Source organism: Kineosporia sp. NBRC 101731, assembly GCF_030269305.1.
Classification (GTDB): domain Bacteria; phylum Actinomycetota; class Actinomycetes; order Actinomycetales; family Kineosporiaceae; genus Kineosporia.
Window position 1 is genome coordinate 350,625 of record NZ_BSTC01000001.1, and the last position, 24,118, is coordinate 374,742.

At 69.2% G+C, this 24,118-nt stretch carries 20 protein-coding genes and 1 pseudogene; 13 read left to right on the plus strand and 8 right to left on the minus strand.

What is annotated here, in order from left to right:
• Positions 1-29: 29 nt before the first annotated feature.
• The gene (locus QSK05_RS01470; protein ID WP_285593096.1) at positions 30-896 is read right to left on the minus strand and encodes an MBL fold metallo-hydrolase; all 867 of its coding nucleotides are present in this window, start codon (positions 894-896) and stop codon (positions 30-32) included.
• A 206-nt stretch (positions 897-1,102) separates the two neighbouring features.
• Positions 1,103-1,852 (minus strand): GntR family transcriptional regulator, encoded by a 750-nt coding sequence (locus tag QSK05_RS01475; RefSeq protein ID WP_285593098.1) that lies wholly within the window; start codon positions 1,850-1,852, stop codon positions 1,103-1,105.
• A 180-nt stretch (positions 1,853-2,032) separates the two neighbouring features.
• Between QSK05_RS01475 and QSK05_RS01480 the strand changes: the two genes are divergently transcribed.
• The 5 genes from QSK05_RS01480 to QSK05_RS01500 are packed head-to-tail and all read left to right on the plus strand — an operon-like array spanning position 2,033 to position 5,442.
• Entirely contained in the window at positions 2,033-3,010 is a 978-nt protein-coding gene (locus tag QSK05_RS01480; RefSeq protein ID WP_502879700.1) for a substrate-binding domain-containing protein, read from the plus strand.
• Complete coding sequence (locus QSK05_RS01485) at positions 3,010-4,071, plus strand: ABC transporter permease (protein ID WP_285593101.1); 1,062 nt, start codon at positions 3,010-3,012, stop codon at positions 4,069-4,071. Before QSK05_RS01480 ends, QSK05_RS01485 begins: the two co-directional genes overlap by 1 nt.
• A complete protein-coding gene (locus QSK05_RS01490) occupies positions 4,068-4,844 on the plus strand; it encodes an ATP-binding cassette domain-containing protein (protein WP_285593102.1) in 777 nt (258 codons plus the stop codon). The genes QSK05_RS01485 and QSK05_RS01490 overlap by 4 nt, the downstream gene beginning before the upstream one ends.
• Positions 4,841-5,113, plus strand: coding sequence for a Gfo/Idh/MocA family protein (locus QSK05_RS01495; protein WP_285593103.1), 273 nt, complete (start codon positions 4,841-4,843; stop codon positions 5,111-5,113). Before QSK05_RS01490 ends, QSK05_RS01495 begins: the two co-directional genes overlap by 4 nt.
• A complete protein-coding gene (locus tag QSK05_RS01500) occupies positions 5,110-5,442 on the plus strand; it encodes a hypothetical protein (protein WP_285593105.1) in 333 nt (110 codons plus the stop codon). Before QSK05_RS01495 ends, QSK05_RS01500 begins: the two co-directional genes overlap by 4 nt.
• A 69-nt stretch (positions 5,443-5,511) precedes the next feature.
• On the opposite strand, the gene QSK05_RS01505 is transcribed toward QSK05_RS01500, so the two are convergent.
• Positions 5,512-6,117, minus strand: coding sequence for a TetR/AcrR family transcriptional regulator (locus tag QSK05_RS01505; RefSeq protein WP_285593107.1), 606 nt, complete (start codon positions 6,115-6,117; stop codon positions 5,512-5,514).
• A gap of 97 nt (positions 6,118-6,214) precedes the next feature.
• Here QSK05_RS01505 and QSK05_RS01510 point away from each other — a divergent pair.
• Positions 6,215-7,413: pseudogene (locus QSK05_RS01510) on the plus strand (MFS transporter).
• Here the strand turns inward: QSK05_RS01510 and QSK05_RS01515 are convergent.
• Positions 7,368-8,147, minus strand: coding sequence for a (2Fe-2S)-binding protein (locus QSK05_RS01515; protein ID WP_285593109.1), 780 nt, complete (start codon positions 8,145-8,147; stop codon positions 7,368-7,370). The pseudogene QSK05_RS01510 and the gene QSK05_RS01515 sit on opposite strands and share 46 nt — an antisense overlap.
• Positions 8,148-8,488: 341 nt before the next feature.
• Between QSK05_RS01515 and QSK05_RS01520 the strand changes: the two genes are divergently transcribed.
• From QSK05_RS01520 to QSK05_RS01530, 3 genes are read left to right on the plus strand one after another with little or no spacing between them, the layout of a single operon-like run.
• Complete coding sequence (locus QSK05_RS01520; protein WP_285593110.1) at positions 8,489-9,682, plus strand: ATP-grasp domain-containing protein; 1,194 nt, start codon at positions 8,489-8,491, stop codon at positions 9,680-9,682.
• A complete protein-coding gene (locus tag QSK05_RS01525) occupies positions 9,679-11,550 on the plus strand; it encodes an IucA/IucC family protein (protein WP_285593112.1) in 1,872 nt (623 codons plus the stop codon). Before QSK05_RS01520 ends, QSK05_RS01525 begins: the two co-directional genes overlap by 4 nt.
• An 8-nt stretch (positions 11,551-11,558) precedes the next feature.
• Entirely contained in the window at positions 11,559-13,211 is a 1,653-nt protein-coding gene (locus QSK05_RS01530) for an IucA/IucC family protein (RefSeq protein WP_285593114.1), read from the plus strand.
• A 44-nt stretch (positions 13,212-13,255) separates the two neighbouring features.
• On the opposite strand, the gene QSK05_RS01535 is transcribed toward QSK05_RS01530, so the two are convergent.
• The 4 genes from QSK05_RS01535 to QSK05_RS01550 form a co-directional block, all read right to left on the minus strand.
• A complete protein-coding gene (locus QSK05_RS01535; RefSeq protein ID WP_285593116.1) occupies positions 13,256-14,653 on the minus strand; it encodes a M949_RS01915 family surface polysaccharide biosynthesis protein in 1,398 nt (465 codons plus the stop codon).
• 160 nt (positions 14,654-14,813) lie between these two features.
• On the minus strand, positions 14,814-15,194 hold the full coding sequence (locus QSK05_RS01540) for a phage holin family protein (protein WP_285593118.1): 381 nt from the start codon (positions 15,192-15,194) through the stop codon (positions 14,814-14,816).
• Between the two features lie 30 nt (positions 15,195-15,224).
• Positions 15,225-15,770, minus strand: coding sequence for a DUF5317 domain-containing protein (locus QSK05_RS01545; protein WP_285593120.1), 546 nt, complete (start codon positions 15,768-15,770; stop codon positions 15,225-15,227).
• Between the two features lie 511 nt (positions 15,771-16,281).
• Positions 16,282-17,940: an MDR family MFS transporter gene (locus QSK05_RS01550; protein ID WP_285593122.1), complete on the minus strand. Its 1,659-nt coding sequence runs from the start codon at positions 17,938-17,940 to the stop codon at positions 16,282-16,284.
• Positions 17,941-18,183: 243 nt separating this feature from the next.
• Here QSK05_RS01550 and QSK05_RS01555 point away from each other — a divergent pair, with 243 nt between their 5' ends.
• The 4 genes from QSK05_RS01555 to QSK05_RS01570 all read left to right on the plus strand — a co-directional run bounded on the left by QSK05_RS01555 (position 18,184) and on the right by QSK05_RS01570 (position 24,076).
• Positions 18,184-18,993: a carbon-nitrogen family hydrolase gene (locus QSK05_RS01555; RefSeq protein WP_285593124.1), complete on the plus strand. Its 810-nt coding sequence runs from the start codon at positions 18,184-18,186 to the stop codon at positions 18,991-18,993.
• Positions 18,994-19,057: 64 nt separating this feature from the next.
• Positions 19,058-21,088, plus strand: a complete 2,031-nt coding sequence (locus QSK05_RS01560; protein ID WP_285593125.1) for a bifunctional copper resistance protein CopD/cytochrome c oxidase assembly protein — start codon at positions 19,058-19,060, stop codon at positions 21,086-21,088.
• Positions 21,089-21,101: 13 nt separating this feature from the next.
• Entirely contained in the window at positions 21,102-23,147 is a 2,046-nt protein-coding gene (locus QSK05_RS01565) for a S9 family peptidase (protein ID WP_285593127.1), read from the plus strand.
• A gap of 140 nt (positions 23,148-23,287) precedes the next feature.
• On the plus strand, positions 23,288-24,076 hold the full coding sequence (locus QSK05_RS01570) for a hypothetical protein (RefSeq protein ID WP_285593129.1): 789 nt from the start codon (positions 23,288-23,290) through the stop codon (positions 24,074-24,076).
• The last annotated feature ends 42 nt before the right edge of the window (positions 24,077-24,118 follow it).

Below are 24,118 nucleotides of genomic sequence, written 5' to 3' on the forward strand. Positions count from 1 at the left end.
ACCGCCGGAAGGCCCGATCTTAGGCCCGATCAGAGCTGGGCGAGTTCGGCCAGGTGCTCCTGGGCCCGGCGCAGGGCGATCAGACCGGCCGGCCCGCCGACGGCCAGCCGGTTGGCGTGCCACTCCAGGTCGGTGTCGTCGAGCTGCGAGGGAAGTCTGCGGGCCAGGTCGGCGACCTCCGCGATCTGCGCGCACTGCCGCATCAGGAAGCGGGAGTCGACCACGTCACCGTGGCCGGGCACGATCACGCTGCCCACGCGTTCCAGCAGCCGGGTCAGGGTGGGCGCCCAGTCGAGGGGATAGGCATGGTCGAACGAGGGTGGCGCACCCTGTTCGATCAGGTCGCCGACGAAGGTGACGTCGGCGTCGGGCACCTCGACGACCATGTCGTTGTCGGTGTGGCCGCGGCCCGGGTGGTGCAGCACCACCTGACGGCCCCCGAGGTCGATCGTCGTGTCGGCCGCCATCGTGCGGTTCGGCGGGGTCACCCGCACCGCGTCCAGCTCATCGGCGAGCACCTCCTCGCCGGACTCCCGTAGCCAGCTTGCGATCTCCACCCTCTGTTGCAGGCCGTTCGCGGCCAGATCGGCGTGAGCGCGCTCATGGGCCCAGATCTCGCAGTCGGGCTGGGCCTCGGCGAACACCGCGGTGCCGAAACAGTGGTCGAAGTGCGAATGGGTCAGGGCCACCACGTGGGGCAGCCCGGTGATCGAGCGGACCGCCCGGTACAGCTCGAGGCCCTCGCGCTCGCTGCCGCGGGTATCGATCACCAGGCAGCGGTCGTCGCCGAGCACCAGGCCGGCATTCACGTCGAGAGTCTTGTTGCGCCGCACGAAGACACGGTCGCCGACCTCGCGCCAGCGGCCCCAGTGGGCGGTGTGGTGCTGGGTGAACAACTCGGCTCCCTCGTTCCGGCCTTCAGCTCCCCAGCCGAAGACACGCCGACAGCTGTTGCCTGGATTGCCGGATTGCTCCGTCGTTGCAGCGACAATCCGCATCGAGCACACAACGCAGCGTACGCCCGTTCTGGGCGAATACCGACACTCGGGGTGACTTGACAATTACGAAGGGCTTTCGGCCCGCTCGTGACCAGGTGTTTTACCTATGGCCGGCGCAAGCTCAGTTCGAAGCTGTATCTCGACGCCACGTACACATGGGTGCCGAACTCCACCACTCGTCCTCGATCGTCGAAGGTCTGACGGCTCATGGTGAGCAGGGCGGCGCCCCGGTGCTCGCCCAGCAGGCGGGCCTCCTCGGCGGTGGCCGTGCGCGCGCCGATGGTCTGGTGCGCCGCGTGCAGCATCACCCCGGCGGCCCGGATCAGTGAGTAGAGCCCGTGTTCCTCGAGGGCCGGGGTGGTCAGCCCGCCGAGATCGGCCGGTAGCCAGTTGGTCAGCCGGGCGATCGGGCGCCCGTCGGCCGAGCGCAGCCGGACCAGGCAGATGGTGGACGCGTGCGGCGGCAGAGCGAGTCGGTGGGCGACGTCGGGTGGCGCCGGTTCGATGCTGTTCGACAGCACCCGGGTGGTGGGCGACCGGCCGCCGGCGGCCAGATCGTCGTGCAGGCTGGTGAGTTCCAGTGGGCGCCGCACCCCGGGGCGCACCACCCGGGTGCCGACACCCCGGCGCCGTACCAGCAGACCCTTGTCGACCAGGTACTGCATGGCCCGGCGCACCGTCGGCCGGGACAGGCCGAGCTCGGCGGCGAGCTGGATCTCGTTGGACAGCATGGTGTCCGGTGGCACCTCGCCGGCATCGATGGCGTGCTCCAGGTGCCGCGCCAGCTGGAAGTACAGGGGCACCGGGCTGGACCGGTCGATCACCAGGGACCGCAGCACCGGATCGACCGGCATGGCGCCCTCCAGGGCAGCGGATGTCCCGGCAGATCTCGGCAGCCGTTCGTCGCTCGACCCGCCCGGGGGCATTGATCTGGATGTCTGACAATCCGACCGTATGACTGTAACTACTGACAAACAGACATGGAAGGCCTGGTCGGTTCTCGGAAAGTCCCGCTGGCGAAGGGTTTTTCACGTATGTCCAGAACGGGAAGAGCTGTCGTGGCCCTGGTTGTCGCGGCCTGGGTGCTGACCGCCTGCAGCGACGGCGGCCGGGTCAAGCATCCGGATACCAGCGACGGTACGGCCGGTGACAACTCCGGCTACACGATCGCGATGATCACGCACGAGACCCCGGGCGACTCGTTCTGGGACCGGGTCCGCGCCGGCGCGGAGCAGGCCGCGAAGAACACCGGCGTGAACCTGAAGTACTCGAACGACCCGGACGCGGGCAAGCAGGCCGTCCTGATCCAGAATGCCGTGGACAGCCGCGTCGACGGCATCGCGACCACCCTGGTCACCCCCGTCGCCCTGGCCGGATCGGTGAAGACCGCTACCCAGGAGGGTATTCCGGTGGTCGGCCTGAACGCGGGCATCGATGACTACCAGCGACTGGGTGTCTCCATGTACTTCGGCTCGGACGAGACCCGGGCCGGCACGGCCGCGGGTGAGCGCATCGCGGCCGAGGACGCCCAGCATCCGCTGTGCGTGATTCATCAGGCCGGGTCGGTGTCGCTGGAAGCCCGCTGCGAAGGAGTTCGCTCGGCCGTGCCGGACACCGAGAATCTGCAGGTCAACGGCACCGACGACGCCGCCGTCGTGGCTACTCTCCAGGCCAAGCTGCAGCAGGACCCGTCCATCGACTACATCGTCAGCCTGGGCGCCCCCATCGCCCTCGACGCGGTGAAGGCCAAGGAGGCCGGCGACAGCCAGGCGAAGATCATCACCTTCGACCTGAACGAGGCGACCGCGCTGGGGGTCCAGGACGGGTCGATCGAGTTCTCCATCGACCAGCAGCCCTACATGCAGGGATTCATGGCGGTCACGTCGCTCTACCTGAACTTGAAGAACGGCAACGATCTGGGCGGCGGTGAGGCGGTTCTGACCGGTCCGTCGTTCGTGGACGGCGACAACATCGATCAGATCCTGCCGTTCGTGCAGAACGGGACCCGCTGATGACCGAGAGCCTGGTCGCCGGGAGCCCGAACCCGCTCCTGCGCCGTCTCTTCGCCCGCCCGGAGATCGGCGCCACCGCCGCGGCCGGCGTCATCCTGGTCTTCTTCCTGGTGGTCGCCCCGGCCTTCCGCTCGGGTGACTCGTTCTTCACGGTGCTCTACCAGTCGAGCACCATCGGCATCGTCGCGATCGGCGTGGGCGTGCTGATGATCGGCGGTGAGTTCGATCTCTCCGCCGGCGTCATCGTCACCACCGCGGGCCTGGCGAACTCGATGTTCTGCTGGTGGTTCGGCATCGACCTGTGGGTGGGCGCGCTGCTCAGCCTGGTGTTCTGCCTGTTCATCGGCTTTGTCAACGGCTACCTGGTGATGCGTACCGGCATCCCGAGCTTCCTCATCACCCTGGGCACGTTCTTCGTCCTGCAGGGAGCGAACCTCGGCGTCACCCAAGTGATCACCGACTCGGTCACCTCGCCCGACATCTCCCACATGGACGGATATTCGGTGCTGGAGCGGATCTTCGCCTCGAACTTCGACGCCGGTGGCGTGACGGTGTGGGGAACCGTGCTCTGGTGGCTGGGTCTCACCGCGCTCGCCGCCTGGGTGCTGCAGCGCACCCGTACCGGCAACTGGGTGCTCGCCATCGGTGGCAGCGCCGACAGCGCCCGGGCCGTCGGGGTGCCGGTGGTGCGCACGAAGATCGGCCTGTTCATGACCGTCTCGTTCCTCGGCTGGTTCGTCGGCATGCACTCGCTCTACCGGTTCAACACGTTGCAGGCCGGCAACGGCGTGGGCAACGAGTTCCTCTACATCATCGCCGCGGTGGTCGGCGGCACACTGCTCACCGGTGGCTACGGCAACGCCACCGGGGTCGGCATCGGTGCGTTCATCTTCGGCACGACCAGTTTGGGCATCGTCTACGCGGGCTGGGACCCGAACTGGTTCAAGGCCTTTCTCGGCGTGATGCTGCTGCTCGCGGTGCTGGTCAATCTCTACGTGAAGTCGCTGGCCACCTCCACCCGGCTGCTGCACGACTCCCCCGGGAAGGCGGACGATGCATGACGCTCATCGAGATGTGTGAGGTCGGTAAGACCTACGGCCCGATCCGGGCCCTGTCCGGCATCAGCCTGAGCGTGCGGGCCGGCGAGGTGACCTGCGTGCTGGGTGACAACGGGGCGGGCAAGTCGACCCTGATCAAGATCATGTCCGGGCTGCTCGAGCACAGCGAGGGACAGTTGATGGTGGACGGGGAAGAGCTGGTGTTCACCTCGCCCCGGGAAGCCCTGGGTCGCGGCATCGCCACCGTCTACCAAGACCTCGCGGTCGTGCCTCTGATGGAGGTCTGGCGCAACTTCTTCCTCGGCGCCGAGCTTCGCAAAGGCCGTTTTCCCCTGGCCGGCCTGCGCATCCGGGAGATGCGCCGGATCGCCGACGAGGAACTGCGCAAGATGGGCATCGCGGTACAGGACATCAATCAGCCGATCGGCACCCTGTCGGGCGGACAGCGGCAATGCGTCGCCATCGCCCGGGCCGTCTACTTCGGGGCCCGGGTGCTGATTCTCGACGAGCCGACGGCCGCCCTCGGGGTGAAGCAGTCGGGGGTGGTGCTCAAGTACACCGCTGCCGCCCGGGACGCCGGTCTGGGCGTCGTCTTCATCACCCACAACCCGCACCACGCCTATCTGGTGGGTGACCGTTTCCTGGTGCTGAAACGTGGCCGGGTGGAACTGGACTCACGACGTGACGAGATCTCGCTGAACGACCTGACCCAGGAGATGGCCGGTGGCGACGAACTCGACGCACTGGCCCACGAGCTGCGCCGGCCGACAGAGTGAGCCGGCCCCTGCGCGTGGCCCTGATCGGTTGCGGCAACATCGCCGTGAACTCGCACCTACCGGCGTTCCTGGCCGATCCCGCGCGCTACCAGGTCGTCGCGGTGGCCGACCCGACCGCCGAACGGCTGGAGATCGCCCGGGAGGCAGCCGGTCTCCGGCCCGAACAAGCGTTCACAGACCCGCTGCGGGCCATCACCTCACCTGACGTGGACGTCGTCGACGTCTGCACCCCGCAGCACCTGCGTCGCGATCTGCTGGTCTCTGCGTGACCACGGCCGGAGGTACCCGGCACGAAAACGTGCCCATCGGCGTCCCTCTGCCGGAGAAGATGCCGGTTTCGGTGGCCGACGCGCTGGCCGACATCGCCGACGCGATCAGCTCTGGCCGCAGCCCGGCCGCCGACGGCCGCGCCGCCCTGCACACGCTGGCCTGCACGGTGGCGGTGTACACCTCGGCGGCGCTGGGGCGAACGGTCCAGATCGAGGACGCGGGTGAGCCCGCGGTCTGGTCGGCGGGCGTGGGTGCACTGGCCGGTCTGGACCTACCGGTCCACAGCCCGGTGGCCCGAGGTCGCCTGTTCCGGGGAGGTTTTGCATGATCACGAACTCGTTTTGTCGTGATCATGCAAAACCTCCCCGAACTTCTCCGGGTTGACTGACCTTTCGGTTCAGCGCGCGTAGGCCCGCAGGAAGGTGTCGACGCCGTCGCGAACCGAGGTCTCGAAGGTCTCGGCGGTGATGCGCAGAGTGCCGAGGGCGGTCAGACCCGGTAGTTCGGCGTTCACGAGCACCACGAACTGGCGGGCCGCCTTCACCGGGTCGGCGACCTGAAGGCGCCCGGCGTTGCCCAGCATGGCCAGGCGCCCAGCCAGGGCCTCGTGCATCGGCCGCACCGCACGGGTCTGCACCATGGTGAAAATCTCCGGATCGCGCCCGATCTCGGCCGTGATCAGGCGATCGAGGAAGACCGAGCAAGGACTGAGGGAGAAGTCGGCCAACGCCAGGCCGAGGCGGTAGAGGCCCTCGCGCCAGTCGTCGCCGGAACAGTCCAGCTGGCTGATCGCGCTGAGCGAGGCCTCGTTCTGCTGCTGCGCCGAGTCGGCCACCGACTCCCGGAACAACTGCTCCTTACCGCCGAAATGGCTGTATACCGTCGGTTTGGAGACGCCGGCGCGGGTGGCGATGGCATCGATACTCGCGCGCTCGTATCCCTCTTCACCGAAGATCGGTGCCGCTGCGTCAAGGATCTCGCGTTTTCTATCCCTCAGTGCCACGTGGTTGATCCTACGGCCAATTTCTTCTGTCGCACCAGTAATTTCTACCGCACTTATCGGTTGATTAAATCAAACCAGTGAGTTTAGTTTGACTGGCATGTTGGTTAACGAAGTGCGGTGGCCTGCGTTGGCAGCCGTGGCGGCGGTTGCTCTGCTGGCGGTGCTGGACGGCACGGTGGTGGCCGTGGCGCTCAACTCGCTGGCCGGATCTTTCGAGGCGCGTCTCGACCAGGTGGTGTGGGTGACCATCGGCTACCTGCTCGCCGTAGCGGCCGTGTTGCCGGTGCTCGGCTACCTGACCGCGAGGTTCGGCGCCCGGATGGTGTTCGTGGCCGGACTGCTGATCTTCCTGGCCGGCTCCGGCCTCACGGCGCTGGCCTGGTCGGTGCCGACGCTGATCACGTTCCGGGTGATCCAGGGGGTGGGTGGGGGCCTGATCGAGCCCACGGCCATGACCCTAGCCGCCGGGCTGGCGCCGACGCGGCAACTCGGCCGTGTCATGGGGGTGATGTCGATGATCATCAACGTGGCCCGGTGCTCGGCCCGCTCGTCGGTGGCCTGCTGCTGCAGACCGGTCACTGGCAGTGGATCTTCCTGATCAACCTGCCCCTGGGTGCCCTGGTGCTGCTGGCCGTCCTCGGTGCCACCCGGGAAAGCACTTCCGCCGCTCAGGTATCCGTCCCGAAGGCCGACGGTCCCGGTCTACTGCTGCTGACCGTGGGGTTCGTCGGGGTGCTCTTCGCTCTGAACCGCTCCGGTGAGGCAGGCATGAGCCCGCCCGTCGTGCTGGTGGGCGGGCTCGGGGCTCTCCTGCTGGCCACCTACGTGCCGTACGCGGCTCGCATCAGCCGGGAGGGACGTTCGCCCGCCCTGGATCTGCGACTGCTGGCCCGACCTGGGTTCGGGGCGAGCACAGCCGTGATGGGACTGGTCGGTCTGGTCATGTTCGCCCAGCTCACGGCCCTGCCGTTGTTCGCCGCGCAGCGTTTTGGACTGACCGGTCTCAGACAGGGTGTGCTGGTCAGCGCGCTCGGTCTAGGCCTTCTGGTCTCGATGAGTGCCGGCGGGCGGCTGAGTGACAGCGTCGGGGCGAGGCCCTTGGTCATGGGCGGGGCGGCGGTGACCTTCGCCGCGGTGCTGGGCTTCGTCGTGACGCTGCTGGGGCTGCTGCCGGCCGTCACCCAGAACTGGGTGACCTGGCTGTTTCTGGTGGTGGCGGGAGTCCAGGTGATCGTATTCGGTCTGGGCTCTCAGCTTTTGACCAGAGGGCAGCTGCCGCACTTCTCCTCGCCCTGACGGTAGAAGAGGCAGCACATGCCCCGCACCGGGTCGAGTATCGGCTGCCCGGCACCGTTCTCGGCGATGCGCACGGTGCCGCGCCGACGGATCGGCGCTCCCTGTGCCACCAGGGCGTCGAGGAAGAGCTGCCCGGCGGCCCGGCCGGCCTCCTGACTGCCTCCGGCCGGCAGCGGGCTCTTGGTGGTCGGACCGAGCACGGAGTCGGCGACCTGGTTCCACATGGCGACGGTGCCGTACCGGATGCTCGTGTGGATCTGCTCGATCAGCGGGGCCAGGGTGGCGTGGGCGCCCTGGGCGGCCCACACGACCAGCGCGGCCAGGTCTTCGACGACCTCGACACCCGGAGCGCCGACCAGCGGGTCGTCGGGCAGAACGGCGAAGCGCCCGGAGCGGACGGCGATCTGCTCCACGAGTCCGTCCTCGTCGAGGCGCAGCATCAGGGAGTCGGGGCTGACGTCGTAGGCCTGGCCGGTGGTGGCGATCGCGATGCCGAGACGCCCGGCCGCCGCATATCCGAGGCTCCCGATCAGGCGCGCACCGACGACGGCGGGGCCGTACCCGTGGTGCGGACCGTCCGACGCCAGCATGGCCTCGATCACCTCACGCGGTGTGAACCATGGGCCACTCTGCGAAACGCGGGAGTAGTGCTCGGCCGCGTACGAGTGCGGGCGGTCGGGGTCGAGGGTGCGCAGGCGCTCGGCCAGCAATTCCACCGGGTTGACACTGATCACTTTAGGTGACCTGCCAGTAGGTCCAGTAGGTCGGGGGAGCCTGCCAACGGCATGATGAACTGCCAAGACGACGCCTCCTCCGAATGGCCCGGCGTAACTGCGTGCAGCCACTATAAGGTAAGGCTTGCCTTAATCTTGCGTCGGCGCGGGGTCGTTCCTGGGGGTTCTTCAGCGGTGTTACGTCATGTATCCAGCAGGTACCTGTCGGCGGCCGGCGTCTCGTTCTTGAGGGCCGGATCTGGTGACATTGCGTCATGTCGGGAAAGCTCTGCGCCGACGGGCTGCCGCCGGGGATCCCCAGAACTTCCCGGAGCCTTTGAAGCCGTGCTGGAGTGATCCACATGGCTGTGGTTCTGCTTGCCCGTAATCCCACCGATTCCGTGACCCACGGGCTGCTTCCGGCCGCCCATGATCTGGGGCTCCCGCTGCGGGTGCTGACCGACGACCCGCAGGCTCACCGCGACGCCTACGGCGTCCTCAGTGAACGTCTGGGCCACCCCGAAGTGGTCGGTTGTGATGTGCGGGACGTCCGTGCGGTGCTGGCCACGATCGAGGCCACCGGCAGGCCCCTCGGCGTGGTCAGTAACAGCGATCACCTGCAGGTCCAGACCGCTCTGATCGCCCACTACCTGGAGCTGCCGGGCAAGGATTGGCGCTCGGCCCAGCGCGCCCGCGACAAGGGGCTGATGCGGGCCAGGCTGCGGTCGGCCGGGCTGGATGACACGTACTGCCACCGTCTCGTGCCGGAAAGCGCACTCCCGGAAGAAGTTTCTTTCCCGGTCGTGCTCAAACCCGCAGAAGGCGTCGCCAGTGAAGACGTCGTGATGGTGCGTGACCGCGCTGAACTGGTGAGCCGGGTCGATGAGGTGCGGCGCCGGCGCGATGGTGACCTGCTGCTGGAAGGGCTGCTCGAAGGCCCGCTGCACACGCTCGAGACCTTCGGTGACGGCGAGCGCCTGCGGGTGCTCGGTGGGTGGCAGACCCGGGTGTCGCCCCCGCCGTACTTCATCGAGGAGCGCCTGACCTGGAACCCCTCACCCGAACCGGCGGTGGTGAAGGTCGTGCTCGGGCAGCTCGAGCGGCTCGGCGCGGGTTTCGGGGCCTGTCACACGGAGTTCGTTCTCACCGGCGACGGCCCCCGGATCGTCGAGGTCAACGATCGGCTGATCGGCGATCACTGCGATTTCGCCATGGCCCGGCTGACCGGGGAGCCGCTGTTCCACGACCTGTTCCGCCTGCTGATCGGTGAGCCGTTGAAAGAGCCTCCGGCGCAACCGGTACGGCGGGCGGGGGTGGTGCACTGGGTGCTGGTTGACCGCGACGGAGTGCTGCGTTCGGCCCCGGGAGAGTTCACCGAGCAGCGGGGTGAGTACCGCCTGGACTACCGGCCGATGAAAGACGTCGGCAGTGCGGTGCGGGTGACCGGTACGAACCGCGACTACCTCGGTTCGGTCACCGTCACCGGGCCCGCTCCGGACGGTGTGGAGGCTGTGACCGGTGAATTCCTGGCCGGTGGACACTGGGTGATCGCGTGAGGTCCGGTCGTCGCCCGGCCCCCGCGCCGGTGCCCGGGTGGGAACGAGACCTGGTGCTGCGCCTGGGCACGGCTCTCCTGCGGGAAGATGTCGCGGCTCTTCGTACGCGGGGGCAGCTCCTGCCGGCGGCGGGGGCGAAGGTGGCCGGGCGGCGGCAGGAGCTGCGATCGTCGATCGGCTGGACTCCCCGGGTCGAGGCCCGGGAGCGGAACACCGATCTGTGGCTGGCTCTGAACGGCCTGCGGATGCCGGTGCGGGTGGGCTCTCCGTCGCGCGGTGACCTGGTCAGTGACCTGGTGATGCGGGAATCCCGGGTGATCCGGGTGAGTCCGACCGCGCGTACCGAGGCGACCCGGCTGAGCGCGGTGGTGCACGTACTGGAGTCCGAGCTGCTCGACGGCGTGGCCCCGGCGCTGGAGGCCGAGTACCGCACCGGGTTCCGGGCCTTGCTGGCCGAGGCCCGGGCCGCAGCCGCGGCGGCGCAGGTACGGCGTCAGTACCGGCCCGAGGTGATGGGACGGCTGCGCGTGGCCTGGACCGGACTCGCCGGTGAGAACAATGTGATGGCGGTGCCGGCTGAGGACCCCCCGGTCGAGGACAGCGGGACCGTGGACGCGGCCACCGCCCGGGCCTGGGAGATCACCGAGACCCTGGCCGCTCACCGAGACCATCCGATCTACCCGCTCTCGGTGGCCCGCGTCGGCCTGCGCCGGGCCGACCTGCGGCGCTGGGCCCCCGAGCACGCGCCGCGTTTCGGTCTGCGCTGGGTCTGCGTACCGCGGGAGCACGTCCGGTCTTCCGGCGAACTACCCGGCTGGTGGCCGGGTTCGACCGATGTCGCCTTCCCCGTGCACCCGGCTATGTCGAAAGAATTACTGGCCGAGATGCTGCCGGTGCCCTGGCAGCCGCTTGCGGCCCCCAGACTGCAGGCGCGCCCGACCCTTTCCATGCGCACGGTGGTGCCGGAAGCCGATCGGTCGGTGCATCTCAAGGTGCCCATGCCGATGCGCACCCTGGGCCGGCTGAACCTGCGCCTGGTCAGCCACGCCTCGCTGGCCGACGGGGCCGTGCTGACCCGGAGCCTGCGCGGTCTGCTGGAGAGGGACGAGCAGTTCCGCGACACCGTGCTGACGGCGGACGAGACCACCTGGCTGCACGCGGACAACCACCTCGCCGTGCTCGTGCGCCGCTGGCCGGTCATGGCCGAGGCCCGGGTGCTGCCGGTGGCGGCACTGACGGCCCGGGGATGGGACGGGCGCCTGCTCGGTGATCTTCTGGCCGACGAGTTCTTCGACGGAGACCTGGACACCTTCTTCGACACCTATCTGCGGACCCTGCTGACCTGGCAGCTCACGCTCTGGTTGCGCTACGGCATCGTGCACGAGGCCCACCCGCAGAACGTGCTCGTGGTCGTGGACCGGCACGAGGGCGCCCCGCGGGTGCGGCTGTTGCTGCGTGACCTGGACAGCTGCCTCATCGATCCGGAACTGGCCGGGCCCGCCCTGGGCGAGTACATGCCGTCGGGTCTCACCGACCACCGCCTGATCTCGAAAGACCCGGTGGATCTGGCCGCCATGTTCGTCACCACGACCCTCCACCAGTGCGTGGCCTCCGTCCTGATCTCGACGGCGACGGCCCTGGACCGACCGGTGCGACCGCTGCTGGACCGCGTGCGCCCGGTGCTGCGCGAGCTCGCCGAGATGCACCGGAATGCACGTGACACCGCACTTCTGACCTCGGGAATCATCCTCGCGGAGAGACTTCCGGTGAAACGGACTCTGACCGCCGCCACCCTGCTGCCGAAATCTCGTACCGGAGCTGCCGACGTGAACAAGTTCTACGGCGCCGACGCGCCCACCTACCTGTGAGCGGGCCGATGACCCTGACCGGTAGCAGCTGTGAGGTCGTCACCCGGGACGAGGCGAGCGCAGAGGCCGTCACCGTCGTCGCTCTGCTGAACTGCCTGGTGCGGGAGGTCTCCGCCCCGGGCGGCAACGTCGTGCCCGACGGGGCCGATCGGGTGGTCATCACGCTGGAGAAGACCGGTCAGGCCTTGAGTGCCCGGCTGTATCGGCCGATGATGAATGTTTCCCGTGGAACATTGCAGCCCCGGTTCACCGGCGAGGTCGAGAACAACGGGATCCGGCTCGGCTGGCGTGAGCTCCTGGTGCTGGTGGATGCGGAACTGACGGCGATCACCGGTGAGACTGCCGGTCACCTGCTGCGGCAGATCGAGGCGTCCCACCAGCTGATCGCCGATGCGCTCCAGCACCGGAAGAACCAGCAGTTCTCCCCGGACGTCTACCTCGACCTCGAGCAGTCACTCCTGGCCGGGCACCGCTACCACCCGGCTCCCAAGGCCCGTTCCGGCCCGGCGGACGAGGTACGGCAGTATGCGCCCGAGCTGGGCGCCCGCTTCCAGCTACGTCACCTGGCCGTACGGTCCGAATTGGTCCGCGAGATCCATCTTCCCGGCGCGCCTCCCGACAGTGACGCGGCCCCGGCCGGATACCGCCGGTTGCCACTGCACCCCTGGCAGTACGCGATCCTGCTGCGCGGCGACGAACTGCCCGCCGCGCTCGCGGACGGCCGGGCGATCGACCTGGGTCCGAGCGGGCCGTGGATGCGTCCCACCTCGTCGGTGCGCACGGTCGCCGCCGACGACTCGGAATTCGTGAAACTCAGCCTGAGCGTGCTGATCACCAACTGCCTGCGGATCAATCCGTGGCACGAGGTACAGGCCGCCGTCACCCTGGCCGGTCTGCTCGAGCCGTTGCGCCGCGAGCTGGCCACCCGGTTCCCGGGCACGGTGATGCTGCGGGAGACCTCAGGGCTGACGGCCGATCTGGGGCCGGGCACGACCGATCAGCTAGGGGTGATCCGGCGCGAGGGACTGGCCGGCCGGTTGCGCCCCGACGTGCTGGCGGTGCCCTCTGCGGCGCTGGCCGAGCCCTTGCCCCACCCAGTAGTGCGGCAGTTGCTCGATCGCCTGGCCGGTGACCGCGCCCGGCTGCTGGACTGGTGGCAGCACTACCTGGGGCTGCTGCTGCCGCCGGTGCTGCACGCGTACGCCCGGCACGGGGTGGTGTTCGAGGCGCACCTGCAGAACGTCGTGATCGGGCTCGACGGCGACGGTCAGCCCGTGCAGCTCGTCCTGCGGGACCTGGAGGGTGTGAAGCTGGTGCGGGAGCTGCGCGGCGAGGATCTGGCTGCGATGCCCGAGCCGGTGCGGGCTCACGTCGGCACTCCCCGGAACCGGGGCTGGGACCGGGTCGGCTACTGCCTGCTGGCCAACCACGTGGGTGGGCTGATCTCGGCGCTGGCCGACCGGGCCCCGGACGCCGAGCCGGCGCTGTGGGCGGCCGTGCACGACCAGTTGGCCGAGGTCGAGCCCTTCGACGAGCTGCAGGCCGTGCTGGCCGGTGAGCCGGTGCCGGTCAAGACCAATCTGCTCACCCGCTGGCGTTCCGCCGCCGACCGGGACAGCGGTTACGTGCCGCTCTACCTACCGCTGGGGCCTGTTCCGTAGGTTCCTGCAATTTCGTAGGTTCCTGAAACAGGCCCCACCGGGCCTTACTTGGTGACCGGGAAGAACAACTGCGCGTAGAGCTTGGCGACGGTGTTGTAGTAGCCCGTCGGCCAGCTGTCCGCGGCCGGGGCGGGTGCGGTGGAGCCGGTCTGGCCGCCCACCACCCCGGAACCCCGGATGATGTACTTGTCGCCGTCGCTCACCAGAGCCAGCTTGGCCTCGCTGGCCGTGGTGGCGCCGCCGCAACGTGACGACCAGCCCGCCATCACCTCGGCGGTGCCGTCGCTGTCCAGGTCACGGATCTTCAGGCCGTTCTTGGCGAACCCGGCCTGTCCACCGGCCCGGCCGCTCTTGCACTGCGGCAGGTCGGGGTCGGTCATGGAGCGCAGCACCTGAGGGTCTTTGGTCTCCAGACGGGCGACCTGGATCACCTTCAGCGTGGTCTTGCCCCGCGAGTTCGGCACCTTGATCGTGACGGCGAGGTTCTTGCCGTTGGTGTCCTGCCAGGAGAACGCCGACACGATCTGGCCGCCGGCCGAGACACCCGCCCGCTGGAGCAGGCGCGACGCGGTCACCCGCTTCACGTTCGACAGGCCCTTCGGGTCCGAACCGCTGAGCGCGGTGCTCGGGGTGGTGGTCTCGGGTGCTGCGGTGGGCGTCTCGTCGGGACTGCTGCCCCGGCCGCTGAGCAGCGCGACCAGCACGATGAGCAGCACCACGAGGCCACCGGCCACGCCGATGAGTACGAAACGGGCCTCGGGCACCTGCACCGTGAGGAACTGCTGCAGGGGGCTCTTGTCACCACCGCCCGCGGGTTCCGGGGCCGGGGCGGGAGCAGGGGCCGGCCGGGCGGGCTTAGCGGTCTGCGGGGCCCGGCCCTGCTGCGCCAGTACCTCGTCGGGCAGGGGGATCGGGCCGCTGAACGTGGCCCAGATGTCGCCGTTCTGCGGTGGGGCGTAGGCGTTGCGGTCTTCGGGCACCGAACGCCGGGGCTTGGCGGGCTTCACCGGCGGCTTCGGGGGCTCCGGCGCGGCCACCCGCCGGATCGGCGCCTTGGCCGGCTTCGGACCAGCCGGTGCGACGCCGGAAGGCGTCGCCTCCGCCGGGGGAGCCTGCGGGGCCGCGGGAAGGCCGTAGGCGTCGAGTGCCGTGCCGTCGCCGAGCATCGGCAACTCCATCGTCACGGCAGCGTTCTGCGGCGCGACGAAGTCGGCCGGCGGCATCTCGGCCGGCGGCTGGTTGTCCGGTGCCGGAGGTGGCGGATAGGTGCGGGTGGGATCGTCCGCCCCGGGACGATAGAGCTCCGTGTCGTACGGATCTGACCCCTCGTCGTCCGAGGACGCTCCGGAAGATCCGGAGGAGGCGTCGCGCTCTTCGTCGCGAACCCGCACTCGACCGGGCTCCGGCGGGCGGGTCCACCAGGGCCCCTGCTCGTCGTCCACGTGCCGTTACCCCTTCCACAGCCACTCGAACCGCTGACCGCCGGCTACTTCCGGCAGGTGGCCCACGTGGCTCTCGACCAGATTCGATCCTCCCACGCTCGCCCGGGTACTGCTGTCCGCAGTGCGGCCAGGGAACCGGAAGCGCTCAACCTGATGACTCTCAGTCACTGTCCGGAAGGACCAGATTGAGCACCATGCTCACGAACGTCACCACCACGGCTGCGCCGATGGCCGACCAGAAGAAGTCATCGATCGTGAACGAGATGTTCAGCTGATCCGACAGCCAGGCCACGAGCTCCAGCATCAGGGCATTGACGACGAAGGCGAACAATCCCAGTGTGAGGATGTAGAAGGGCAAAGAAAAGAGTTTCACGACCGGTTTGATGATCGCATTCACCACACCGAAGATCGCCCCGACGACGAGAAGCGTCAGCGCGGTGCGGCTCGCCCCGTCGCCGCTCACCGACACACCTGGCACCACGGCGGTGGCGACCCAGATCGCCACCGCATTCACCAGAACCTTGATCAAGATGTTCTGCATCTCGTGAATCCTGCCAGAGCGGGCCCAGGATCACGATGCTTCGATCGTCACCGGTCTCCAGCGCGTTCCACAGATACCGAACGCGGCCACGGCCACACCGGCCAGGACGATCACGTCACCGACACTGAACACGTTCGCCATCGGAACGTCTGCCGGTATACCGAAAACGTCACCGAAGAACCACAGCACCGGTGACGGGACCGGCGCCGAATTGCTGAATCCGTTCTCGTCCGGCGTCAGACCGGCCGTTCGTAGGGCCGAGGGCGAGGCCGGCAGGGTGCCGCCGTTCACCGCAATGGTCAGCCCGTTGAGAAAAGCGCCGGACGCGATGAACCCGGCGCCGGGCAGTCGGCGGTTGGCCCACAGCACGGTGGCCAGCACCAGGTAGCTGAACACATGCAGCCCGGCCAGCACGTTCCGAGCCACTCGTCCCGACAGGCCGATGGCAGCCACCTGCAACAGCAGTCCGGGCAGGAGCCGGTGCCGGTGCGCGATGCGAACCAGCGCCAGGTTCGAGAACCGACCGCCGAGGGCTGCCGGGAACAGCAGCGCAACGGCGGCCAGCACACTCAGCATCACCGGCCCTCAAACAGCTCTCTCGTCCCGGCGGCGATCAGGCAATCCCGCCGGTCCCGGGCCGGGAGGTGCCCCCACTTCCCCGGGGAGGGCCGGCTGGAACGGTCGGTTCACCGAATGCCTGGTGGACCGACCGGCCGGTCCACCCCGTGCGTCCGTGATCGGACCGTCCGGTTCACCGAAAAGTGCCCCTACCACCACTTGTGGCCCGCGCCGGCGATGGTGACGAGCAGGATGAGACTCGTGAGAGTGAGGGCTGCGCGGGCGGTCAAGTGAGCCTTCATGGGTCACGTCCGTTCGATCGGGAGCTGTCGAAACCCGATCGTGAGGTGACTACTTTTCGTGGCGCCATGCTGGCTTTCGGCTGTCACCCCGGTGGCTCAGGCGCTCACCCGGACGGCAGCGACGTTGCCGGGCAAATCGGCGCGCGGGCCCGTTGGCGGCAGCCGTGGGCCAACCTGCTGGCGGACGCGGGTGCGGACGCGGGTGCGCGGCTCGGTGAGGGTGAGGTCTACTCCGCTGCGGCGCGGGCCTGGAGGCCCGACTCCGTGCGGAGCTTCTCCTCCGGCAGGAACCAGCTGATCACGAACGCGATGACCATCACCCCGGCGCCGATGGCGAAGACCAGGTGCATGGACTGGGCGAAGCCCTCGAGGACAGGCCGGGCCAGATCGTGGTCCAGCCGGCTGAGGAACGACGAGTCGTCGATATTGATGCCGCTGCTGTCGTGGTTCTTCACCAGGTTCACGATCGGCGCGTTGGCCGGATCGCCGGCCACGGCCGGATCCTGCAGAGCCTTGCTGAATGCCGAGTCCGGGTCTCTCGCCGCCGCCTGGATCTTGCTCATGATGTTGCTCGCGACCGTGCCGAACAGCACCGACAGGAACACGGCGGTGCCCAGGGTGCCGCCCATCTGCCGGAAGAAGGTGGCCGACGAGGTGGCGACGCCCATGTCGCGCGGAGGAACCGAGTTCTGCATGGCCAGCACCAGGGTCTGCATGTTGAAGCCCAGGCCCAGGCCGAAGATCAGGGCGAAGCAGCCGACCACGACCAACGACGTGTCCACGTTCATCGTCGAGTACAGGAACATGCCGAGGGAGAAGAGCACCGAGCCGGCGATCGGGAAGATCTTGTAGCGGCCGGTCCTGGAGATGAACTGCCCGGACAGGATCGAGCCGGACATCATTCCGGCGGTCAGGGGCAGCATCAGCAGGCCCGACTCGGTCGGCGAGTGCTCCTTCACGATCTGCAGGTAGAGCGGCAGCGCGGCCAGGCCACCGAACATCCCCACACCGATGATGAAGTTCAGCGTCGAGCCGATGGTGAAGGTGCGGTTGCCCAGTAGGCGGATCGGGATCAGGGCGTCGTCACCGATACGCCGTTCGGCCGCCACGAAGGTGAAGAACCCGATCACCCCGACCGCGATGCAGGCGATCGAGCGGCCACTGGTCCAGCCCCAGATGCGGCCCTGCTCGGCCACGACCAGCAGCGGCACCAGCATCACGGTGAGGGCCACGGCCCCGGGCACGTCGATGCGGTGGTCCCGGCGGGTGTGCGGGATGTGCAGGACGCGTCCCACCACGGTGAGCGCGATGATGCCGATGGGAACGTTGATGAGGAAGACCCAGCGCCAGCCGCTGACCCAGAGGATCGTGTCGGTGCCCGCGAAGAACCCACCGACGAGCGGGCCAAGCACGCTGGACGAGCCGAAAACGGCCAGGAAGTAGCCCTGGTACTTGGCCCGGTCGCGGGGCGGGACGATGTCGCCGACGATCGCCAGGGCCAGCGAGAACAGGCCGCCCGCGCCCAGCCCCTGGAAGGCTCGGAAGGCCGCCAGCTGGTACATGTCCTGCGCCAGACCGCACATCGCCGAGCCGACCACGAAGAGTGAGATCGCGGTGAGGAAGAACGGACGACGTCCGTAGAGGTCGGACAGCTTTCCGTAGAGCGGGGTCGAGATCGTCGAGGTGATCAGGTACGCCGTGGTCACCCAGGCCTGCACGCTGAGTCCGTCGAGATCGTCAGAGATCGTGCGGATCGACGTCGAGACGATCGTCAGGTCGAGAGCCGCCAGCAACATACCCATCATCAGCCCGCTGATGATCACCAGGATCTGACGGTGCGTGAGCGCAGTGGCCGCACCGGGCTCCGGTGGCGTCGGGGTGGACATGCTGCTCCTCGGGCAAGGGCACCTCACCGGGTGGCCGGTGCAGGCGGGGTCAAGGGTGCATCGGACGATCGAGCCAGTGCAGTAAGCGATCGGGCGCGAGCAGATGGAGCCTTTCGATGGTGCCTCGCGATGGTGCCAGGAAGCACCCCGGGGCCGCCTCGTGGTCGGCGGCCATGGCTGACCGGGCTGACCGGGCTGACAGGGCTGACCGGGCTGACAGCGGGGCCACGTACGCTGACGTCCATGCGCGTACACGTGCTCCAGCTGGCCTACGGGGACGACGAACCGGTCGCCGAGCGGGTGCGTCGCGCCGCCGCGCTGGTGGCCGGGCAGTCCGGCGCCGATCTGGTGGTGCTGCCCGAGCTCTGGGCGCCGACCGGGTTCGGTTACCGGGGCTGGGCGCAGGCGGCCGAATCGCTGCGCGGCCCCACCGTCACGGCGATCTGCGAGGCGGCGCAGCAGGTGGGCGCCTATGTCCACGCCGGTTCGATCATCGAGTCGGTCACTGAGGACGAGCCTCAGGGCCCCCAGGGGCGGGGCCGGTGGAACACGTCGGTGCTGATCGGGCGGGACGGTCTGCCCATGGTCAGCTACCGCAAGGTGCACCGGTTCGGGTTCGCCGCGGGTGAGCCCGACCTGATCGAGGCCGGCACCGAGCTGGTGACGGCCGGGCTTTCGGTCGCCGGCGGGCACGTCACCGCCGGCCTGGCCACCTGCTACGACCTCCGCTTCCCCGAGCTGTTCCGCGGCCTGACCGATCAGGGGGCCGAGCTGTTCATCGTGCCCGCCGCCTGGCCCGCGGCCCGGGTCGAGCACTGGCGGCTGCTGGGACGGGCCCGCGCGGTGGAGAACCAGGCCGTCATGATTCAGTGCAATACGGCCGGCACCCACGCGGGCACCAGAATGGGCGGGCACAGTCAGGTGGTCGCGGCCACCGGTGAGGTGCTGGCCGAGGCCGGTGCCGACGAGACCGTACTGGTGGCAGACATCGACCTGGTCGCGGCGGCCGAGTACCGGTCGAGCTTCCCGGTCCTTGCCGACCGGCGACTGTGATGCCTGCGCAACAGTTCTGACGAGACCTCAGTTCTGACGAGACTTCGAAACGGATGACCACCAGGTGAGCAGCACGACGACGATCCGCCCTCTCGCCCCTGTCGATCTGGGCCGGATGGCGGCCGTCGGCGCTGTCCTGGTCGCACTGGCCCTCGGCGTCGCGGCGGCTGCGGCGGCCGGGTCCGGGGCCGTGGCACCGAGCATCCTGCAAGACGCCGGGCCGCTGGTGCGCTGGGGACTGATTCTCGCCCGGGTCATCGCCGACATCGCCGGATCGGTCACGGTCGGCGTGCTGCTGCTGACGGCCTTCGCGTTGCCCGTGGGCAAACAGGGCCAGGCCCACCGCCCGGCCTTCCTGATCGCCGCGGCCGCCTCCACGATCTGGGCCCTGGCCGCGATCGCCCTGCTCGTGTTCAACCTCGCCGACGTGCTCGGCGCGCCCGTCGACAGCCCCGGTTTCGGCAGTCAGCTGGTGGCTTACACCCGTGACATCGACCTGGGCCGGGGCCTGGGCCTGACCGCCGCCGGGGCCGCGGTGGTGGGCCTGCTCGCGGCCGGCGCGGTGAAGACCACCTCGGCCGCCTGGCTCGCCGGCGGCTCGCTGGCCTGCCTGGTTCCGACCGCCCTGAACGGGCACGCCAGCAGCAGCTCCGACCACCAGACCGCCGTCACCAGCCTGGGCCTGCACCTGATCGGGGCCTCGGTGTGGGTCGGTGGACTGGCCGCGCTGCTGCTGCTTGCCCCCACGATCAAGGGCACGGTGCTGGCCGCCACGGCGCAGCGCTACTCCACCTTCGCGCTCTGGTCGTTCATCGCCGTCGGGGTGTCCGGGCTGATCAACTCCTGGCTGCGGATCGGCAGCCTGGGCAACCTGGGCAACAGCTACGGGTTGCTGCTGCTGGGTAAGACCGTGGCCCTGGTGCTGCTGGGCCTGTTCGGATATCGCCACCGGGCGGCCACGCTGCCCGATCTGGAGGCCGGTCGGGCAGGCGCCTTCACCCGTCTCGCCGTGGTGGAGCTCGGCGTGATGGCCATGGCGTTCGGCCTGGCCTCGGCCCTGTCGCGCACACCCCCGCCGAACGAGGGCGAGCGCACCACCGACCTGGCCCAGGCCATCACGGGTTACCCGATGCCGCCCGCGCCGAACCTGACCCGCTGGCTCACCAGCTGGCAACCCGATCTGATGTGGGTCGTCATCGCCGCGGTCGCCCTCTACGCCTACGCGACCGGCGTGATCCGGCTGCACCGCCGGGGCGACACCTGGCCGGTGGGTCGCACCGTCGCCCTCGTGGGCGGCCTGGCGTTCCTGATCTACACCACCTGCGGCGGGCCCGCCGTCTACGGTCGGGTCACGTTCAGCGGCCACATGGTCATGCACATGATGCTGACGATGATCGTGCCTCCGCTGCTGGTGCTCGCCGCCCCGGTCACGCTGGCGCTGCGCACCCTGCCGGTGCGCAAGGACGGCAGCCGCGGCGCCCGGGAGTGGCTGCTGATCATCACCGAATCGCGCTACCTGCGGGTGCTCTCGTTCCCCCCGGTCGCGGCCGTGCTGTTCGCCGGCAGCCTGGTGGTCTTCTACTACACCGACCTGTTCGAGCTGGCGCTGACCACCCACACCGGCCACGAACTGATGGACGTGCACTTCCTGTTCAGCGGCTACCTGTTCGCCTGGACGATGATCGGTGTCGACCCCGGCCCCCAGCGCATGGGCTTCCCGTTCCGGCTGATCGTGCTGCTGGCCACCATGGCCTTCCACGCGTTCTTCTTCCTCGCCCTGATGAACGGTGAGACCGTGCTGCAGCCCGATTTCTTCGGCAACCTGGGCCGCACCTGGGGCTCGGGTCTGCTGGAGAACCAGCAGACCGGCGGCGGCATCGGCTGGGGCATCGGCGAGTTCCCGACCCTGCTGATCGCGATCGCCCTGATGATCCAGTGGTCCCGTTCCAGTGACCGCGAGGCCCGGCGTTACGACCGGCAGGCCGACCGCGACGGCGATGCCGAGCTCGAGGCCTACAACCAGATGCTCTCGAAGCTCTCCGGAAAGAAGAACCCAACTCCGACGAACGAGCCGGAGAAGCCCGCCGCTTCGTGATAGGACGAATCGGGTGACCTCCACCGAGCTCGGCTTCGGCGACCTGGACCACTTCATCGAGCAGCCCCGGATCTCCGGGCTGGCGCTCTCTCCGGACGGAACTCGGCTGGTCACAGCCGTTTCCGTGCTCGGGCCGAAGCGCACGAACTACGTCAGTTCGCTGTGGGAGGTGCCGACCGACCCCTCCGGCCCGGCCCCCCGGCGGCTCACCTGGGGGGCGGACGGCGAGAGCGGCCCGGTGTTCCGGCCGGACGGCTCGCTGTTGTTCCTGACCTCCCGGCCCGATCCGGACGAGGAGGCCGATGAGCAGCCGGCCGCGCTCTGGCTGCTGCCGGCCGGTGCCGGTGAGGCCCGGCCCTTCGTCACCCGGCCCGGCGGGGTGAGCAGCGCCGTGGTCGCTGCGGACTCCGGCACGGTGGTGCTGTCGTCGCCGACTTTCGCCTCGTCCACCGCTGAGGACGAGCGCCGGCACAAGGCCCGTCAGGAGCTGAAGGTCGGCGCCACGCTGCACGACGCGGCGCCCTTCCGCTTCTGGGACGAGTTCTGGGGCCCGGCCCCCGACCGGCTCTATCTGGTGTCCGACGGGTCCGACGGGTCTGATGTTTCCGGCGACGCGGCCGGCGATGTCGAGCCGAAAGACCTCACCGGTCACACCGGCCCGGCCCTGCGCCTCGGCCCGGACCACGCGATCACCCCCGACGGCTCCACGGTCATCGCGACCTGGCAGACGATCGGGGCCGGTGGCGTGTTGCGGCCTGTCCTGGTCGCGATCGACGTGGCCACCGGTGAGCGCCGCACCCTGCTCGACGACCCGGGCCTGGAGTTCTCCGGCCCGGTGATCTCGGCCGACGGCACCAAGGTCGCCGTGGTCGCGGAGCAGACCTCCACCCTGGAAGAGCCCAGTGACGTGCGGCTGGTAGTGCTGCACCGGGCGACCGGTGAGACCCACGAGGCCGCTCCCGGCTGGGACCGCTGGCCGGCCGGTCCGGCGGTGTGGACGCCGGACGGTGAGGCGCTGCTGGTCGTGGCCGACGAGCAGGGCCACGCCCCAGTGTTCCGGATCGACCTGAACGGTCGCACCGTGCGCCGCCTGACCGGCGAGGGCACCTTCAGCAACCTGGTGATCGCGCGCGACGGGTCCGCGCTCTACGCCCTGCACTCGGCCGTCGACTCACCACCCACCCCGGTGCGCATCGACCCGGTGACCGGCGAGACCACGCAGTTACCTCGTCCGGTGCTCCGGCCCGACCTGCCCGGCACCCTCACCGAGATCACGACCACGGCGCAGGACGGCACCGCGCTGCGGGGCTGGCTCGTGCTCCCCGACGGGGCCGGCCCGGAAAGCCCTGCCCCGCTCCTGCTCTGGGTGCATGGCGGGCCGATGGCCTCGTGGAACGCCTGGAACTGGCGCTGGAACCCGTGGCTCGCCGCAGCCCGGGGATACGCCGTGCTGCTGCCCGACCCCGCGCTCTCCACCGGCTACGGCCGCGAGTTCCTGCAGCGTGGCTGGTCCGGCTGGGGGCAGGCGCCCTACACGGACGTGCTCGCGCTCACCGATGCGGCGGTGGCCCGCGACGACATCGACGCCGACCGCACCGCGGCGATGGGTGCCTCGTTCGGTGGGTACCTGGTCAACTGGATCGCGGGGCACACCGACCGGTTCCGGGGCATCGTGGCGCACGCCGGCATCTGGAACCTGGAGACCTTCCATCTCACCACCGACGCCGGTTTCTACTGGAACCAGGTGATGGGCCCCAAGACGCGCACGGAGAACTCGCCCCACCACCACGTCGAGGCGATCACCACCCCGGTCCTGATCATTCACGGAGAGAAGGACTACCGCACGCCCGTCAACGAGGGCCTGTCGATGTTCGCCCGGCTCAGCGAGCTGAACGTCACCGACGAGGGCACGATGAAACACCGTCTCCTGGCGTTCCCCGACGAGAACCACTGGGTGCTCAAGCCGCAGAACGCCCGGATCTGGTACGAGACGGTCTTCGCGTTTCTCGCCCACACCGTTCTCGACGAGCCGTGGCAAGCACCGGAGCTGCTGCGGTAGAAGATGGGTGCACCCGGGCACTTGCCCGGGAAACTTCTCGTTGCCCGTGCAACGTTCTACCTTCGGCCCGCGTCTTGCACCGTGGGAGGACGCCGACGGGATGCCGGCGAACGGGACTCCAGGAGTGAGGGAAAGGCGTGATGACGGAGCAGGGAGCAGACGACGAGCTCGCAGCACGACTCGACGTCGCTCTACATGAACGGCTGGACGGCACGACCGTCAACGTCGCCGCGCTCGCGGCCGGCAGCAGACGCCGTGCCCGACTGGTTCGAACCCGGCGGACGGCAGCCCTGGCCGGTGTGCTGGCCGTGGTGGTCGCGGTTCCGGTCGGCTGGCAGCTGGCCACCGCACAGCGCCCCACGGCGGTGCAGGGGGCCGCACTGATGCCCCAGCAGGAGCACGCCAAGGTGGTGCCCGACTCGGTCGGTTTCACCGAGTCCGAGCTTCCGTCCGGCGCCAGGCTTTCCGGTGCCGCGGCCAGTGCCAGTTCCGGGTCGGTCGATCCCGAGCTGGTGGCGGGGCTGAACTGCGCCGGTCCCTCAGGGGCGGCCGCCACCGCGCCCGGGGCCACCGATAACGCCCAGCAGCGGGAGTGGCGGTGGACCACCAGCAATACCGACGTCTCGCTCACCGTCACCCGGTGGGCCAGTGTCGACGCCGCGGCCGACGCGCTCACCACGCTGGCCAACGACACCGGCAACTGCACCTGGAACGACCCGGTCGAGGTGCTGAACCACGAGGTCGCCGGTTCACAGCAGACCTGGGCGGCCGCCGCCACGTCCGACGGGCAGTCGGTGGTGCGCACGGTGGTGCGGGTCGACGAGCTGGTCGCGGGTATCCAGGTGAGTGGTGACGACCTGGAAGACACCACCGAGCTGGCCCGGTCACTCGCCGCCGCCGAGGCCGGGAAGCTTCAGAAGGTCAAGTGAGCCGGACGGGCCTGGCCAGGTGATGTCCTGGTCAGGCCCACC